Source organism: Pseudarthrobacter quantipunctorum, assembly GCF_045291495.1.
GTDB lineage: Bacteria > Actinomycetota > Actinomycetes > Actinomycetales > Micrococcaceae > Arthrobacter > Arthrobacter quantipunctorum.
Map to the genome: position 1 here is coordinate 140,915 of NZ_CP148033.1, position 17,684 is coordinate 158,598.

The 17,684-nt window shown below is 67.4% G+C and carries 13 protein-coding genes; 8 read left to right on the plus strand and 5 right to left on the minus strand.

Annotated features, from left to right (window positions below; translation table 11 throughout):
- Position 1: 1 nt before the first annotated feature.
- Positions 2-1,366, minus strand: a complete 1,365-nt coding sequence (locus tag WHH00_RS00640) for an ABC transporter substrate-binding protein (protein WP_406635609.1) — start codon at positions 1,364-1,366, stop codon at positions 2-4.
- A gap of 146 nt (positions 1,367-1,512) precedes the next feature.
- Positions 1,513-2,511: a LacI family DNA-binding transcriptional regulator gene (locus WHH00_RS00645; protein ID WP_406635611.1), complete on the minus strand. Its 999-nt coding sequence runs from the start codon at positions 2,509-2,511 to the stop codon at positions 1,513-1,515.
- 283 nt (positions 2,512-2,794) lie between these two features.
- Between WHH00_RS00645 and glnT the strand changes: the two genes are divergently transcribed.
- The 8 genes from glnT (at position 2,795) to amt (ending at position 12,107) form a co-directional block, all read left to right on the plus strand.
- The gene (gene glnT / locus WHH00_RS00650; protein ID WP_406635613.1) at positions 2,795-4,225 is read left to right on the plus strand and encodes a type III glutamate--ammonia ligase; all 1,431 of its coding nucleotides are present in this window, start codon (positions 2,795-2,797) and stop codon (positions 4,223-4,225) included.
- Between the two features lie 52 nt (positions 4,226-4,277).
- Positions 4,278-5,198 carry a glutamine amidotransferase gene (locus WHH00_RS00655; protein ID WP_406635615.1) on the plus strand — a complete coding sequence of 307 codons (921 nt, stop codon included), beginning with the start codon at positions 4,278-4,280 and terminating at the stop codon, positions 5,196-5,198.
- A complete protein-coding gene (locus WHH00_RS00660) occupies positions 5,186-5,923 on the plus strand; it encodes a protein glxC (protein WP_406635617.1) in 738 nt (245 codons plus the stop codon). Before WHH00_RS00655 ends, WHH00_RS00660 begins: the two co-directional genes overlap by 13 nt.
- 9 nt (positions 5,924-5,932) lie before the next feature.
- Complete coding sequence (locus WHH00_RS00665) at positions 5,933-7,294, plus strand: FMN-binding glutamate synthase family protein (protein ID WP_231455263.1); 1,362 nt, start codon at positions 5,933-5,935, stop codon at positions 7,292-7,294.
- On the plus strand, positions 7,294-8,511 hold the full coding sequence (locus WHH00_RS00670) for an FAD-dependent oxidoreductase (RefSeq protein WP_406635619.1): 1,218 nt from the start codon (positions 7,294-7,296) through the stop codon (positions 8,509-8,511). The genes WHH00_RS00665 and WHH00_RS00670 overlap by 1 nt, the downstream gene beginning before the upstream one ends.
- Before the next feature lie 71 nt (positions 8,512-8,582).
- Entirely contained in the window at positions 8,583-9,833 is a 1,251-nt protein-coding gene (locus WHH00_RS00675) for an allantoate amidohydrolase (RefSeq protein ID WP_406638453.1), read from the plus strand.
- Positions 9,834-9,882: 49 nt separating this feature from the next.
- A complete protein-coding gene (locus WHH00_RS00680) occupies positions 9,883-10,542 on the plus strand; it encodes a helix-turn-helix domain-containing protein (RefSeq protein WP_406635621.1) in 660 nt (219 codons plus the stop codon).
- A gap of 275 nt (positions 10,543-10,817) precedes the next feature.
- Entirely contained in the window at positions 10,818-12,107 is a 1,290-nt protein-coding gene (gene amt / locus WHH00_RS00685) for an ammonium transporter (RefSeq protein WP_400516011.1), read from the plus strand.
- A gap of 127 nt (positions 12,108-12,234) precedes the next feature.
- Here amt and WHH00_RS00690 read toward each other — a convergent pair whose 3' ends face one another.
- The 3 genes from WHH00_RS00690 to WHH00_RS00700 all read right to left on the minus strand — a co-directional run bounded on the left by WHH00_RS00690 (position 12,235) and on the right by WHH00_RS00700 (position 17,514).
- A complete protein-coding gene (locus WHH00_RS00690; protein ID WP_406635623.1) occupies positions 12,235-13,215 on the minus strand; it encodes a glycoside hydrolase in 981 nt (326 codons plus the stop codon).
- A 37-nt stretch (positions 13,216-13,252) separates the two neighbouring features.
- On the minus strand, positions 13,253-13,927 hold the full coding sequence (locus tag WHH00_RS00695; RefSeq protein WP_406635625.1) for a hypothetical protein: 675 nt from the start codon (positions 13,925-13,927) through the stop codon (positions 13,253-13,255).
- 104 nt (positions 13,928-14,031) lie between these two features.
- The gene (locus tag WHH00_RS00700) at positions 14,032-17,514 is read right to left on the minus strand and encodes an SNF2-related protein (RefSeq protein ID WP_406635627.1); all 3,483 of its coding nucleotides are present in this window, start codon (positions 17,512-17,514) and stop codon (positions 14,032-14,034) included.
- Positions 17,515-17,684 lie beyond the last annotated feature (170 nt).

Below are 17,684 nucleotides of genomic sequence, written 5' to 3' on the forward strand. Positions count from 1 at the left end.
CTCAGAAGCTCGCCTTTGCGGCCGTGAGCTCTTCGGCCATCGTCTTCACCGCATCCTCGGTGGTGGCGGTGCCGGAGAGCACGGCGTAGACGTTCTTGTAGATCGCCTGGGAGATCTGCGGGTAGACCGGGGAGATCGGGCGCGGCTTGGCACCCTTCACCGAGGCGAGCAGTTCGGTGGCAAACGGCATCTTGGCCAGGACCTCGGGGTCTGCATAGGCTGCCTCGCTGACGGGGGCCTGCGAGAAGTCCATGGCCACGTGCTTCTGCCAGTCCGGGGTGGTGGCGAAATCAATGAAGGCCACAGCGCCGGCCTGGTTTGCCGAGTGGGCCGAGATGGCCAGGTTCCAGCCGCCCAGGACGCCGGAGGCCTTGCCGCCTTCCCAGGCCGGAAGCGGGGCAACGCCGAAGGTGCCCGCCAGCGGGGTGGCGTTGAGCAGGCGGTAGACGTGCGGCCAGTTGCGCTGGTAGCCAAAGTTGCCGGACTCGTAGGCCAGGCGTGCCGGGTCCTCGTTGTAGGTCAGCACGGCGCGGTCCGCCGCGCCGTCCTCGAGGCCCTGCACCATGAAGTCGAGGACTTCACGGGTCTCCGGTGAATCGATCTTGACTTCGCCGTTTTCGTCCAGCACCTCTCCGCCGGCGCTGTAGAGCATTTCAAGGAAGTTCACCGTAAGGCCCTCGTACTGCTTGCCCTGGTAGACGAAGCTGTTCCCCTCAGCCCCGGCCGCTTCAGCATAGAGCTGCTGCCAGGTTTCGGGTTTGGCCACCTTGTCCTTCTGGTAGTAGACCAGTCCGGCGTTGGTGAAGAACGGGGAAGCCCAGTACTTGTCCTCGTACTTGGCGGTCTCCACCGTGGAGGGGATAAAGCGGTCCTTGTTGGTCTCCACGAGCTCGGTTTGGTCAAGGATCCAGCCCTGGGATGCGAACTCGGAGGTCCAGATGACGTCCGTGACGAAGATGTCGCACTCCGAGGACTTGCCTTCGAGCCGCTGCACGGCCTGCGTGCGGGCCTCATCGGTGGTGGCCCCGATTTCGGTGTATTTGGCGGTGACCTTGCCGTTGGCCTTGGTGAAGGCCTCAACCGTGCCCTTGTAGATGCCGGAGGCGTCCTTGCCGCCGCAGACGTTGAGGCTGCCGGTGGCGTTGGCGGCCGACGCCGGATCCGCGGCGGGTGCCTCCGTTGCCTGGGTGGCAGCTCCGCCACCGCACGCGGTCAGCAGCAGGCCGGCAGCCATGGCCGCAGCCGCGGCAGCGGTGATGCGCGTGCGCCGCCGGGATGCGCCGCCCGTCCCGCTCTTGCTCGCGCTGGGCACGGATGCGGCGGTGGTGTCCTCCTGCAACGGAGAGGTAGGTCGAATCAAGTCCACGAGTGGCTCCTTTGCCTGGCTGGCTTCTTTTTCGAGGGTCAGTTTGGAATCGATTCCACAATGGAGGAAAAGCAACGCCCGCCCGTGTTTGGAATCGATTCCAAAGAAGTGTGACAGGAGCCACGTTGGACTGTCAACCCTTGGCCTCAGCCGTTGGTGGAGTCCCGGACCACCAGCTCGTGGGGGAGGAAGGTCCGCCCGCGGCGGTACCCTTCCGGCTCGGTCATGCGCGCCAGGAGTGCTTCAAAAGCCAGCTGCCCCATGGCGTAGGCCGGCTGCCTGATGGTGGTGAGCTCCGGGACGCACATCTCCGCCTGGATGGAGTCGTCAAACCCTGCGACGGCAATGTCGCCGGGTACCCGCAACCCCGCGTCGGTAATTTCGCGGACGCATCCGGCAGCCACTGTGTCGCTGCCGCAGAACACGGCGTCGGGCAGGGGGCGCAAGCTGAGAAGCTCCCGGGCGAGGCGCCGGCCGGCATGGAAATCGAAGTCCCCGTCCGTGAAAAGCATGTGGTCGGGAGACAAGCCCGCTTCGGCCACAGCCTTGCGGAAGCCTTCCTCGCGGAGCCGGCCGGACCGGGCCACCCTGGTGCCGATCATCGCCATCCGCCGGCCGCCGGTCCTGATGAGGTGCCTCGTGATGTCGAAGGCTGCCTGCCGGTCGTCGATGGAGACGCCGAATGCTGCCTCGGCGTCAGCGATCTCGCAGACCTGGACCACGCTCAGCTGTTCAGCCATCTCCTCGACGTCTTCGTCCGGCATTGTTGGCGAAAACATGATCAGCCCGTCCACGGAGCCGTTGCGCAGCATGTCCACCAGCTGCTGTTCGCGCTCCCTGTCCCCGGCTGTCGGGGCGATGAGGGTGACGTAGCCGGACAAGGCGGCAGCATCCCCGGCGCCGCGGAAGACTTCGCTGATGACCGGCGAGTACAAGTTCTTGGCCAGGGCGAGGATCCGCATGGTGCGGTCGCGGCGCAGGTCGCGGGCGGAGGCGAGGGGCCGGTAGTTGAGCTGGCGGATAGCCGCGGCCACCTTTGCCTTGCTCGACTCACTGACGGCCGGGCTGCCGTTGAGGACGCGGGAGACGGTCCCCACGGAGACGCCGGCCGTCTTAGCGACGTCCTGGACTGTCGCTCGCGCCATTACGTATTCCTCCCGCGGCCAGTGACGGGGATCCTCACTGCCGGACCCGCCGAACCCGTGCGGTGCACTCGCCGTGCTGCCGGGTTTCCCCAGCTTAGCTGTCTGCCGGGGTCCGGTTGGCATGGGGCGGGAGGTGTTGCTGCCTGCCGGATCTGCCCCGGCGCCGGCGAGCTCGCCACGAAACACCGAATTAACATTGCCGCCGATCACGCGAAACACCACTTTGGATACTCTGGTGCAACAAGGTTTACTGATAGCTAACCCAATGAACAGGAACGTTTCGATGACCAGTGTCGCAACCCCTGCTGTAACCGCTCCGCCCTTCGCCGAAGAACGCGAGGTTTCCGGGGCGCCCACGATTTCCCTGGCGGACATCGCCAAGGCCCACGGCGTCCGCTTCCTGCTGGCCACCTTCGTGGACATGACCGGCAAACCCTGCGCCAAGCTGGTCCCCGTTGAAGCCGCCGACGAACTCGAAGACGGTGCCATGGGCTTCGCTGGCTATGCTGCGGGCCTGATGGGCCAGAAGCCGCAGGACCCGGACCTGATCGCCGTGCCGGACCTCGCCTCTTTCACCCCGGTCCCCTTCATCAAGGAGGGCCTGGCCATCATCCACTGCGACCCGCACGTCAACGGCAAGCCCTGGCCCTACGCCCCTCGGGTGATCCTGAAGAACACCCTGGCCCGCTTGGCGGAGAAGGGCATGCAGGCAAAGGTGGGGGCCGAGGTGGAGTACTTCCTGGTGAAGAAGAACGACGACGGGACGCTGAGTACCGCCGACGGCCGGGACGATTCGCCCCGCCCCTGCTACGACGCCCGCGGCGTCACCCGCATGTATGACCACCTCACCGGCATTTCCGAAGCGATGAACGGCCTGGGCTGGGGCAACTATGCCAATGACCACGAGGACGCTGCCGGCCAGTTCGAGCAGAACTTCAACTACGCCGATGCCCTCACCACGGCGGACCGGGTGGTCACCCTCCGCTACATCCTGAACATCCTGGCCGAACAGCGCGGCATGACGGCCACCTTCATGCCCAAGCCCTTCACCGACCGCACCGGCACCGGCCTGCACTTCCACCTGTCCCTGTGGTCCGGCGCGGAGGCGCTGTTTCCGGCAGCGGGCAGCGGTGCAGGCGACGGCGGCGCAACCGGCGGGGGAAGCAACGACGACGGCAGGGGCCTTGGGATTTCCGGCCTCGCCTACTCCTTCATCGCCGGCATCCTGGAGCACGCTCCGGCACTTCAGGCGTTCCTCGCCCCGACAGTGAATTCCTACAAAAGGACAGGCGCCACCACCAGTTCCTCGGGTGCCACGTGGTCACCCCGCAAGGCATCTTTCGGCGGCAACGACCGCACCCACATGATCCGTGTCCCGGACAACAAGCGGATCGAGCTGCGCTCCGGGGACGGCTCAGCCAACCCGTACCTGGCCATTGCCACCGCGATTTCCGCCGGGCTGGACGGCGTGGAGAAAGCCTCCGATCCGGGTGCCCCGTCCGGTCCCGGCGAGTCCCGGCCTGACGCGCACCAGCTGCCGGCCACCCTTCTCCACGCCGTGGAAGCCCTGCGGCAGGACCCCGTCATCCTGGCCAGCCTCAGCGGCAACCCGGAGATCGGCAGGTACTACGCGGACGCCAAGGAAGAGGAATTCCTGAGCTGGCACAACCAGGTCAGCGACTGGGAAATACGCACGTATTTGACGTCGATCTGACCAGTCCTCCATCCAGTCACACCACCAGACGCTATTGAGTAAGGACCCCACCATGTGCGGAATCGCCGCGCTGCAGCTGCGCAACCCCTCGCTGCACCCCCAAATGGGCAGCCTGCTGTCCTCCATGCTGTGCCAGATCGTGGACCGCGGACCGGACTCCGCCGGCCTGGCCGTCTACAACACCCCCGGCCTGGTTTCCCCGGGTACGTCCACCCTCAGCCTGCTGGGCAAGGACCAGGGAATGACGACGGCGGACATCACCGCCGGCGTCGCGGCTCTCCTTGCCGGCGCGCTTCCGGCCGGTGCGGCAGCAGCCGTCCAAGTGGTGGGCGATACCACCCTGGTGAGCGCCGCCGTCGGGACTGATCTGCTGGTGAAAGCGGTCAGCGAAACCCTGCCCGGCGCCACCATCATTGGCCGCGGCGAGCATGTAGCGGTCATGAAAAGCGTGGGCCACCCCATGGAAATCGCCGCCGAGCACGGACTGGAGGCGATGGCGGGAAGCCAGGGACTGTCCCACACCCGGATGGCCACCGAGTCCGCTGTTACCGCCGGCGGCTCCCACCCGTTCTCGGTTGCCGACGACCTCTGCCTGGTCCACAACGGCTCCTTCTCCAACCACGCCACTGTCCGCCGCGAGCTCAGGCGCGAAGGCGTGGTGTTCGACTCCGAAAACGACACCGAAGTGGGCGCCCGCTACGTCGCCTCCCGGCTGAAGCAGGGCGACACCCTGGAGGAAGCCCTGGTGAACCTCGGCAAGGTCCTGGACGGTTTCTACACCCTGGTGGTCACCACCGCGGACAGCATGGCCGTGGTCCGCGACCCCATCGCCTGTAAACCGGCCATCATCGCCGAAACGGACGACTACGTGGCCATGGCCTCCGAATACCGCGCCCTGGCCGGCCTTCCCGGCATCAGCAACGCCCGCATCTTTGAACCGGAACCCGGAAAGGTCTACACATGGTCACTCTGACAGCCCCCGAAAGCACGGCAACCGCCGCCCCGGAAGCCCGGGAGCCGGAGGCCACCACCGTGGACCTGGCCGCCACCAGCGTCCGGGAACTGAACCAGGCCGTCCACAACGCGGTTGACGGTCAATCCTGGGCCGTGGCCAGCCCCGGCGGCAAGCACAGCCTCGCCGTCGGCATCGACGCGGACATCCAGGTGACCATCGACGGCCACGCCGGCTACTACGCAGCCGGGATGCACCAGAAAGGCGACGTCACCATCAACGGCAACGCCGGCGTCGGCCTTGCGGAGAACATCATGTCCGGCCGCGTCCACGTCAAGGGAGATGCTTCCCAGTCAGCAGCCGCCACCGGCCACGGTGGTCTGGTGGTCATCGACGGCAACGCCGGCGCCCGCTGCGGGATCTCCATGAAGGGCGTGGACATCGTGGTGGGCGGCAACATCGGCCACATGTCCGCGTTCATGGCGCAGGCCGGGCGGCTGGTGGTCTGCGGCGACGCCGGGGACGCCCTGGGCGACTCCATCTACGAGGCACGGATCTACGTCAAAGGCACCGTGGCCTCCCTCGGCGCGGACTGCATCGAAAAACCGGTGATGCCAGAGCACCTCGCAGAACTCGCGGAGCTGCTCGCCGCCGCCGGCCGCACGGACAATCCTTCCGATTTCAAGCGCTACGGCTCAGCCCGGAACCTCTACCACTTCCACGTCGACAACTCGACGTCGTACTAGGAGCCCACCATGACCATCACCTCCGTTCCGCAGCAGGCGCCCACCCAGAACATTGCTGAACTGGGCCTCCGCGAATCCGCCACGTTCGACCGCGCCACCATCGCGGACATCCAGCGCGCCGCCGCCACCGGCGTCTACGACATCCGCGGCTGGGGCGCCAAGCGCAAGGTCCCGCACTTTGATGACCTGCTGTTCCTCGGCGCCTCCATGTCCCGCTACCCGCTGGAGGGCTACCGCGAAAAGTGCGATACCGACGTCGTCCTCGGCGACCGGCACGCCACCCGCCCGCTGCACCTGCAGACCCCGGTCACCATCGCCGGCATGAGCTTCGGCGCGCTCTCCGCCAACGCCAAGGAGGCGCTGGGCCGCGGCGCTTCGGAGGTGGGAACCTCCACAACAACGGGCGACGGCGGCATGACGCCTGAGGAGCGAGGCCAGTCCAAGCACCTGGTGTACCAGTACCTCCCGTCCCGCTACGGCATGAACCCGGACGACCTCCGCAAGGCCGACGCCATCGAGATCGTGCTTGGCCAGGGCGCCAAGCCCGGCGGCGGCGGCATGCTGCTGGGCCAGAAGATCACCGAACGCGTCGCCGGGATGCGCACCCTTCCGGTCGGGATCGACCAGCGCTCGGCGAGCCGCCACCCGGACTGGACCGGCCCGGACGACCTTGAAATCAAGATCGGCGAACTGCGCGAAATCACCGACTGGAAGACCCCCATCTACGTCAAGATCGGCGCTTCCCGGCCGTACTACGACACCGCCCTCGCGGTGAAGTCCGGCGCCGACGTTGTTGTGGTGGATGGCATGCAGGGCGGGACGGCGGCGACGCAGCAGGTGTTTATCGAAAACGTCGGGATCCCCACCCTTGCCGCCATCCCGCAGGCCGTCCAGGCACTGCAGGAGCTCGGTGTGCACCGGAAAGTCCAGCTCATCGTCTCCGGCGGCATCCGTACCGGGGCGGACGTCGCCAAGGCCATGGCCCTCGGCGCTGATGCCGTGGCCATTGGCACGGCTGCGCTGATCGCCCTCGGCGACAACGATCCCCGTTTTGCCGCCGAGTACTCCGCGCTCGGCTCCGCCGCCGGTTTCTACGATGACTTCCAGGACGGCCGCGACCCCGCCGGCATCACCACCCAGGATCCGGAACTGTCCTCCCGGCTGGACCCGGTGGCTGCCGGCAAGCGGCTGGCAAACTACCTGCGCGTCCTCACCATGGAGGCCCAGACCATTGCCCGGGCCTGCGGGAAGTCGCACCTGCACAACCTGGAGCCCGAGGACCTGGTGGCGCTCACCATCGAGGCGTCCGCCATGGCCCGCGTGCCGCTGGCCGGCACCTCGTGGATCCCCGGAGTGCAGGGAAGCTTCTGATGCCTGAGGCTTTTTCCGGCGCGTCAGATTTTGTGGTGGTGGGCGCCGGGCTGGCCGGTGCCGCCACCGCCTGGCAGCTGGCCGTCCGGGGGCACCAGGTGACCATCCTGGAACGCAACGTCCCGGCCAGCCACGACGGCAGTTCCCACGGGTCCGCCCGGATCTTCCGCTACGCCTACCCCGACCCCTTCTACACCCGCGCGGTGGTGGAATCGAAGGGCCTGTGGGACGGACTCTCTGCCGCGTGCGGGGCGCCCCTGATCACTCCGTTCGGCGCCGTGGACTACGGCCCGGAGCGCAATCCCCGGCTGCTGGCCTCGGTGCTGGCTGGGGAAGGGATCGAGCACGAACTCCTGTCCGCGGCCGACGCCCGCGCACGCTGGCCGCAGATCGCCTTCGACACCGAAGTCCTCTGGCACCCCGGCGCGGGGGTGATCGACGCGGAAGGCGCCGTCAACGCGATGGTAGGCCTCGCCGTCGAGCACGGCGCCCGGCTGCTGGCGAACTGGGAGCTGCAAAGGGTGGAGCGGACGGGTGCCGGTTACCGGCTGCACTCAACCACTGGGCAAACGCACGACGCCGGCAATGTAGTGATCAGCGCCGGCGGCTGGCTGCCGGCGCTGCTGGGACAACTGTCCCTTCCGGCAGGTTTCCTGGCCGGGCTCCCGGAGGTCACCGTCCGGCAGGAGCAGGCCTTCCACTTCAAATACCGGGACCACGCCCCTGCGGACCACGCCCCCAAGGATGACGCCTCCAAGGATGACGACGGCGGCGCTGCGCCGGGTGCCGGGTGCCGGCCTACCTTCATCCACAAGGCTGCGGACATCCAGGCCTATGGCCTTCCCGGCGGGCGGGATGCCGGCTTCGCCGGGCAGAAAGTGGCGGAGTACAACGGCGGCAAGCTGATTCCTTCCGCGGCACGGCAGACCGGCGAAGTGGACCCCGCCAACCGCCGCCGGGTCGTGGAGTACGTGCAGCGCTACCTGCCCGGCCTGGACCCGCAGCCCTACGCCGAAACAACCTGCCTGTTCACCAACACGCCCAATGAGGACTTCCTCATCGACCGCGTGGACAACCTGACAATCGTCTCCCCCTGTTCCGGCCACGGCGCCAAATTCGCGCCGCTGATCGGGCAGTGGGCGGCGGATCTGGCCGACGGCTCCGGCGGTGTTCCGGACCGGTTCCGGACCGCGTCCCCAGCAGCTGTGACCACCTAGAACGGATACCAGTGAGCCTTCCACAGACAATACCCACGGCGGATGCCACAACGGACCCCACGGCGGATGCCCTGCCTTCGGGCCGGACAAGCACCCCCACTGTTGCCGGCCTCCTTCGTGACATCTCCACCATCGGCAGGGACGCCTCACGGGGCGGGTACTCGCGTCCGGTGTTCTCCACCGCCGAGACGGACCTCCGCGGCTGGTTCGTTGAGCAGGCAGAACGGCGCGGCCTGGATGTCCACACGGACCACAACGGCATCATCTGGGCCTGGTGGGATACCGCAGCACGCACCCGGAAGGACGCCGTCGTCACCGGAAGCCACTTGGATTCCGTTCCCGGCGGCGGCGAGTACGACGGCCCGCTCGGCGTCGCATCGGCGCTGGTCGCCGTCGACATCCTCAAAACCCGCGGACTCCGGCCCCGGCGCCCGCTGGCCATCGCGGTCTTCCCGGAAGAGGAAGGCTCCCGGTTTGGCGTTGCCTGCCTGGGTTCCCGACTCCTCACCGGAGCCCTGGACCCGGACAAGGCGCGCCGGCTCAAGGACCCCGACGGCAACACCTATGCTGACGTCGCCGCTGCGAACAGCCAGGACCCGCGCCTGGTCGGAGCGGACTACGGGACGCTCCAGCAGTTGGGCGTTTTTGTGGAACTGCACGTGGAACAGGGCAGGGGACTGATTGACCTGGACCAGCCCGTGGCAATCGGCTCCTCCATCCTGGGCCACGGCCGCTGGAAGCTGAGCATCAGCGGCCAGGGCAACCACGCCGGCACCACCCTGATGAAGGACCGCAGGGATCCGATGATTGCGGCAGCCAAAGTGGTGGTCGGCATCCGAGATACCGCCCGGAAGTACCGCGACGCCAGGGCCACCGTGGGCAGGGTCCAGCCGGTGCCCTGTGGCACCAATGTGATCGCCTCCCGCGTGGACCTGTGGATCGATGCCCGGCACCCTGACGACTCCGTCACCGCGGCACTGGTGGAAGCCATCGGGCTGACTGCGCAGGTGTTCGCCGCGGAGGAGGGCTGCACCGCGGACCTGACCATGGAATCGCTCAGCCCCACCGTGCATTTCGACGGCGGGCTGCGCGACCGGCTGCAGGAACTGCTTCCGGCTGCGCCAATTCTGGCCACTGGTGCAGGGCACGACGCCGGCGTCCTCAGCTCACACCTGCCGACGGCCATGATCTTCGTCCGCAATCCCACCGGCATTTCGCATTCCCCCGAAGAGCTGGTGGAGGACCGGGATGCCGAGGCCGGCGCACATGCGCTGGCGGACTCCCTCGCGGGGCTGGCAGGCGACACCCGCGCACCCAGGTAGCGCCGCCGTCGTCGTCCTCCCTCCCGGTTCCGTGCCTAAGATGGCTGCTATGACCGACCACGCAGCCGAACAGGCAGCCGATTCCGCCAGCGGGCAGGAAGAGGCGCCGGAAGCGCCGCACGAAGGGGCGCGGGCTGACGGGCAGGCTGCAGGCCGGCTGGAGCAGGTCATCGCAGCCCAGGTGCGCCACTACCGCACGGCGGCCGGGCTGTCCTCGGCGGAACTGGCCGCCCGGACAGGCCTCTCCAAGGCAATGATTTCGCGTGTGGAAACTGCCACCACCTCATGTTCCCTGACCACGCTGCAGCGCCTTGCTGACGGACTGAAAGTGCCGGTCACCGCATTGTTCCGCGGCGCGGACACGGACCGCGACGCCACCTTCACCAAGAGCGGCCAGGGAAGCCTCACCGTCCGCAGCGGCACCCAGCACGGCCACGAATACCGCGTCCTTGGCACTCTGAAGGGCCGGACCGATGCCCTGGAACCCACGCTGGTGACGCTCACGGACGCTTCCGACGTATTCCCGCTGTTCCAGCACCCCGGCACGGAGTTCATCTACATGCTCGCCGGCAGGATGGTGTACGGCCACGGCTCCTACGAGTACGCCATGGAGCCCGGCGATTCCCTGCTGCTGGACGGCGAAGGGCCGCACGGGCCGCTGGAGCTGCTGGACCTTCCCATCACGTTCCTGGCCATCTCCGCCAAGTAGGGTCCTTCTGGCCCAGCACTCCGGCCCAGCACTCCGGCTTCCCCACCCCTGGCCAGCACTCCTGCGGTCAGCGGGACGGCTGAAACTCGCGTGTGGATGACCGAAACGATCATTTAACACACCGGAAACCCAGCCCATTCCTGCCGCCATACAGTTGGAACCAGACGGCAATAGCTGCCCTCCGATGAACGTGGTACTGACTCCGCGTCCCTCCTCCGGAGTGGCTCCAACGGGCGATTTGGCGTTCTCTCCTCGCATCACGAAAGGGGTTTCCCATGGATTCGGGAAATGTCGCTTGGATTTTGGCCAGCGCAGCGCTGGTCTGCATGATGATCCCCGCCCTTGCCCTGTTCTACGGGGGCATGGTGGGCTCGCGCCGCATTCTCAACATGATGATGATGTGCTTCGGCGGCGCCAGCCTGGTGGCCGTCCTCTGGGCACTGTTCGGATACTCGCTGGCCTTTGGCAATTCAGTGGGCGGCCTGGGCCTGATCGGTGACGTCACAGAGTTCCCCGGCCTGGGGCAGCTGATGGCTGAGGACGCAGAGGCGTCCATTCCGGTGGCCCTGTTCGCGGCCTTCCAGCTGTTCTTCGCCTGCGTCACCACCGCGCTGGTGGCCGGCGCGGCTGCCGGACGCATGAAGTTCGGCGCGTGGATGCTGTTCGCCGGCATCTGGGCCACCATCGTCTACTTCCCGGTGGCGCACTGGGTGTTCGCGTTCTCCTCCGAGGACGGCAGCGTGACCGGCGGCTGGATTGCCAGCGGCATCGAGGCCATCGACTTTGCCGGCGGCACCGCGGTGCACATGAACGCCGGCGCGGCCGCCCTGGCCCTGGCACTGGTCCTGGGCAAGAGCTCGGGCTGGCCCAAGGTGGAGCACGCGAAGCCGCACAGCCGGCCGCTGGTGCTGGTGGGTGCAGGCCTCCTGTGGGTCGGCTGGTTCGGTTTCAACGCCGGTTCGGCGCTGTCTGCCGGCCACTCGGCGTCGGTGGTCTTCCTCAACACCGCTGTGGCTGCCTCGGCCGGCCTCCTGGCCTGGGCCCTGGTGGAACGGCTCCGCCGCGGCGCAGCCACCAGCATGGGTGCAGCCTCCGGCCTGATCTCAGCACTCGTGGCCATTACCCCCGCCTGCGGTGCGGTAAGCCCGCTGGGCGCGGTGGCCATCGGCGCGATCGCCGGGGCCGTCTGCTCGCTGGCCATTGAACTGAAGTACCGCCTGGGCTACGACGACTCGCTCGACGTCGTTGGTGTCCACCTGGTGGGCGGCATCCTGGGCACGCTGCTGATCGGCTTCTTTGCCACCGATGTGGCGCCGAACGGTGTCAGCGGGCTCTTCTACGGCGGCGGCGTGGAACTGCTCGGCGTCCAGTCCCTGGCAACGGTGACCGTTCTGGTCTACTCCTTCGGCATCACCTGGGTGCTCGCCAAGATCCTGGACAAGACGATCGGCCTGCGGATCAACCCGGAGGACGAGATGCGCGGCATCGACCTGGCGGCACATTCCGAGCTCGCTTACCTTACGGATGAGGATCCGGTGGAGCTGGGCTCTCCGCAGCGCGCTTAGGTTTCGCAAAGATTCCGGATGGGCGTTATCCGGAGCACGAGTCAGGCAGAGGGCCACCCCTGGACCGGTGCCGGCAGCAGCCGGCTTATAGTTCCAGGGGTTTGGCCCTTTGTCATGCCTATGTTGTTCAGTGCTCGCTGCAGACGAGGTTCCCGTCCCGGACCTCCAAAACGGCACCGCGGACGTGGCTCAGGCAGATCTTGGGGTCCATGGCCATGGTGTCGATGTCCTCGCCGCCCCAGTGAGGGTGGGTGAAGTAGGCCAGAAGGGCCCGCTCTTTACCGTCATCACCCGGTTCGAGGGACACCACGTCCGCGTGGCGTCCGACGACGGGCCGCCCGTCCACGTGCTCCGGCTGGGTGAGGATCAGGCCGTCGAGGTGCTCCTGCCGGACCCAGTTGCCCGTGCCGTCCGCCGAACGGTAAATGCCCTGGCCCCGCCACTCGTCCACGATCATCCAGTACGTTCCCTCAAGCGCAAAGACCTTGGGCCCTTCGTGCGGACGGCCGGGAATGGTGAGGCCTTCCAGCGTCCAGGACGAGGGGTCGCGCGGGGTATCGCTCACCGCGCTGTAGGTGTTGGAGCCGCGTGCCTCGTCCTTGTACCAGAGCCGGTAGCGGCCATCCCCGCAGCGTGCGACGGCGGCGTCAATCACTCGTGGCGAATCGAGGTTGATGGGGCCGAGATGCTCCCAGTGCACCAGGTCCCTGCTGGCAAACTGCACGATTTCTGCGTTGCCGGTCCAGTCCTTCCGCACCCCGCCCAGGACGCTGATGTACATCAGCCACTCGTCGCCGATGCGTACGACGTCGGGCGCCCAGAGGGTTGCCGGAAGTTCAGTCTCCGGCGGCACCAGTCCGCCCACGGTGCCCTGGTACTCCCAGGTTGCGCCGCCGTCGGATGAGCGGGCCGCGCCGATGGCCGTGCCGTGCACCCACTCCACGCCTGACAACCCGGGCGCCGTGGCCCGGCGCTGGGTGTAGAAAAGCACCCAGTCGCCGGTGAGGTGGTCGGGAACCAGGATGGGATCCGTTGGGCCGTCCCAAACGGGGTCACGGTAGGGCGTCCCGAAGGCGTCCGGGCGCAGGGGAGTGAGGGGCTCTTGCACTGGTTCTCCAACGTTGTAGTTCCTTGGAGCCTTCAGCTTAGCCGTGCGCCTTGCCGTGGCCGCCATGAAGGGCGCGGTAAGCGTAGACCAACAAAGCTATGCCCGCCATGAGCATGAGGGTCAGGACCAGGATGTCCGCGGCGATGAGCAGTGCCGTCGACTGCAGGGCGAAGATCACGCCCAGCACGCCCAGGACGGCCGCCGGGATCAGGGGCCACTTCATCCGCCCGGCGGGACCGGCGTCGGGAACGGGAACCAGTGACAGCACACCGAAGGTGGCCGCCAGGCCCAGGAACAGGACGGCGGCCACGGGCATGCCCTGCAGATCCTGCGGGAGGGTAACAATAACTGCCAGCGTGAGCATCACGCCGCTGGGGATCACAGCCCACCAGTTGCCCCGCTGGCGCAGGTAGACCGCGGCGAACCCGGCGGCCATGAAGAGGAACAGGAAACTCGCGCCGGCGCCGCCGTCCGTAAACTGGGAGGCGGCGATCACGGCTGCCAGGCCCAGGAACACCGAGCCGGGGATCGCGGCCCACCAGTTCTCCGGGCTACGGATGAAGACGGACAGGAACACGGCCCCTATGGCGGCGAAGATCAGCATCGGCACATAGGCGGCGCTCTCGATGACATTGAGCAGGTCCAGCAGCAGCAGCACGCCCGCCGAGATCAGGACGATGCCGGCGATGATGCTCGCGTTGGCCGATTTCACGGATTGCCTCCCGGGATTCGGCAGGCGCCCGCCAGTCGCTCTGCTGGTCCCAGACTAGGTCCAGTCCTGGTGCAGGCGTAGGGCCCAAAGCCCCGCCTTCCCCGCTACTCCTTGAACAGCCCCGCGAGGTCCTCCGCCGTGATGGCGCCGCCGGCCAGGGCATCGCCTTCCATGACATCGGAAAACAGCTGCGACTTCCGGGCCTTGAGCGCCATGACCTTTTCCTCGATGGTGTCCTTGGCAACCAGCCGGTAGACCATCACGTTCCGTGCCTGGCCAATGCGGTGGGTCCGGTCCACGGCCTGCGCTTCGGAAGCCGGGTTCCACCACGGGTCCAGCAGGAACACGTAGTCGGCCTCGGTGAGGTTCAGCCCAAACCCGCCGGCCTTCAGCGAAATCAGGAACACCGGAGCGCTGCCGTTCTTGAACTCGTTGACCACGTCCGCACGGTTGCGGGTGCCGCCGTCGAGGTAGCAGTACTCGATTTTTTCCTCGTCCAGCCGCTCCCGGACCTTCCCCAGGAACCCCGTGAACTGGCTGAAGATCAGTGCCCGGTGCCCCTCTGCCACCAGGTCCTCCAGCTGCTCGAACAGCACGTCCAGCTTGCTTGACCGCACTGCAGAAAGCGCCGGGTCCACCAGAGAGGCGTCCAGGCTGAGCTGCCGCAGCAGGGTCAGTGACTGGAAGATTGTGAACCGGTTCTTGTTCACGTCCTCGATCAGCCCCAGGATCTTCTGCCGTTCGCGCTGCAGGTGCGTCTGGTACACCTTCTGGTGGCGCGGGTTGAGCACCACTTCCAGGATCTGCTCCTGCTTGGGCGGCAGGTCCTTGATCACCTGGTCCTTGGTGCGGCGCATCATCAGCGGACGGACCCGACGGCGGAGCTTGTCCAGCTGCCCCTTGTCACCGTTCTTCTCCACGGGCTTCTGGTAGTACTCGGCAAAGCGCTTGGGGCTGGAGAACAGTCCGGGCGCAACGATCGAGGTAAGCGCCCAGAACTCCATCAGGTTGTTCTCCAGCGGCGTGCCCGTGATGGCCAGCTTGAAAGCCGCCGGGAGTTTGCGGGCGCACTGGTACGCCTTGGACTGGTGGTTCTTCACGAACTGCGCCTCGTCCAGCACCAGGCCGGACCAGGTGCGGGAGGCGTAGGCCTCGTAGTCGATCCGGAACAGGGCGTAGGAGGTGATCACAATATCGGCGCCGGCCAGTGCCTCAGCCGGGGCCTGGTTGCTCTTGGCGAACGTCTCGCTGACGGCGTGGACTTTCAGGCCCGGGGCGAAACGCGCCGCTTCCGCTGCCCAGTTGCCCACCACGCTGGTGGGGGCAACCACCAAAAAGGGAGCACCGGCGTCGGACGCCGCATTCTGCCCGGCTGCCGCCAGCGAGAGCTCCTTTGCCGCGCACATCAGGGCGAGCGCCTGCACCGTCTTGCCCAGGCCCATGTCGTCGGCGAGGATTCCACCCAGGCTGTGCCGGTACAGGAACGTGAGCCAGTTGAAGCCCTCCAGCTGGTACGGCCGGAGCTCTGCATTAAGGGTGGCGGGCAACGGCAGGCCGTCCACGCCGCCTTCAAGCAGGCCGCCCACCGCTGAACGCCACGCGGCCGCCTGCTCATCCACGATTCCCAACTGGGCAAGCTCGTCCCACAGCCCGGCCTGGAACCGGCTGATCTGCAGGGGTGCGTCCTTGTTGTCCTGCAGGGAGCGCGCCTCCTCGATCAGTGCGCGCAGCTGGTGCAGCTCGGGCAGGTCCAGGGAGAAGTAGGCGCCGCTGGGCAGCAGCATCTTGGTCTGGCCGGACGCCAGCGCGGAGAAGACTGCCGCGAAGGAGACCGGCTGCCCCTCCAGGGTGATCTGGATGCCGAGGTCGAACCAGTCGCGCTGCTCGGTGGCCTTGGTGGAAATGGATACCACCGGCGCTTCCTCGGCCTCACGGTACTCAGCAATCTCGCCGACGGTGTCCACCTCGACGTCCGGGGCTTCGCGCAGCCGGGGCAGGACTTCCTCGGTGAACGCCAGGGTGTCCAGGCCCTTCAGTTCCGCGGACGCCGCCAGCCGCGGCGTGCCCCAGCCGCCGGTGGCGGACTCACCCAGGGCCGGTACCACGTCCCACGGCTGGCCCAGGCCTTCCAGGATCCGGGCCTCGGCGGTGTCGTCGCGGTAGCCGTGGTCGCCGGGGTGCCGCCAGAGGGGCTGCGCCGTGACCAGGTTTCCGCTCTTGTAGTGCCACTCCCAGTGCAGCCGCACCCTGTGGTCCGCGCCGTAGTTGGCCAGCAGGGACAGGGTCGGGACGGCCAGCGCCGGGAGCTCCACGGACTCGTCCCGGGCGGTGACCCGGGCCGTCTGCTTCAGCTTCGGGTAGAAGCCCGTCAGGAACCGGGACTCGTCCTTGGCCGGAATATGCAGCGTGCTGCCCGCGGTCACGAACGTCAGAAGTTCCTCGCTCAGGCCACCTTCCAGGGCAGCCAGCGTAATCACGTTTTCGCCCGCAGTGGCCTCGCCAACGCCGGGCAGCGCACCGCCGTCGGTGGCCAGGGCATCGGTGGTGAAGAAAATCCCGTGGGCGGGGCGGCCGATGGTTCCCACTGACGCCGGATCAATCTCCACGCCCTCAACGGCGATGGTGGGCGAAAGTTCCAGCCCGCCGTCGGACGACTGGTCCTTGGCCGCTGCAGCGGGTGCCGTCTCGTCCGCTGCGGAAGGGGCGGCCAACGGCGAGCCGTAACGGCTCAGATTAAGGCCGACGGCGGCGGGCGACGCTGCGAGGCGCACCGGCTCAGTGCCGCGCGAGTGGACCAGTGCGAGGCCGATTTTGCCGGCGTCTTCCAGCAGGCTCCACAGGTTCTTCCCTGCGAAGGAGTTCAGCCCCAGCCAGAAGCCGGAGGAGTTGTACGTCCGGTTGGCCGCGGCGGAATGGGCAGCCAGGAACTCCTGCAGCCATTCCACGTGCGCGGGGTTGCACTCGCGCCGGAAGTTTAGGTAGTTCAGCGTGGTCCAGGAGACATCGCCGCGGATCCACTTGCCCTTGGCGCCCATGATGACGGGCCGGGCCTTGAGCTGGCGGACGCTGCGCTGCGGATCACGCCGGCCTGTGTAGGAAAAGTGCGGCGCCGGTTCTTCCACCTCGAACTGGAGTGCCAGCGGAACCCCGGCGTTGGACGGGGTGGCTCCCGGCTGGGAGATCAGCGGGCTGAGGGCCTGCTCCCAGTCGGACAGCGCAGAAACGGAGGGGTTGCGGGACACCTGGGTGGAGGTTGACGGCGTGAGCAGCTGGACCCGGATGGCCGGGTTGTCCTCGGCGGCGAAGAGCAGCGCTGCCACGTGCTTGCAGTCCTTGCGGACCGGGCAGCTGCACACGCCCACGGTGCAGCTCCAGCCGCCGCCCTTGCGGACCAGCTTGGCCGTGGTGGAGTAGGGCAGATCCGCGCCGCCGCGGACCTTGCCCAGCATGAGCCCGGTGGCGGCGTCGAACGAGATGCCCGAGACGCGGCTTCCCATGGCATACGCCAGCCCGGCCGCCAGGGAGCGGTCGTTGATGGCGGGAGTCTGTATTGCCAGTGCCGCACTCTCGTCCGGTTGGGATGGCATGGTGCGCGCTACTTTCAGCAGGCCACGGCGGGGCCGGGCCGGTGGTTGGTCATCTGATCCATCTTAGTTCGCCGGCGGGGCGGGGAGCGCCGCCGGCTCTTTGAGGGCGCAGGATGGGATCAGACGGACAACCAGGGATGCAACTGCAGCCGGGATGCCGCAACCGGCCC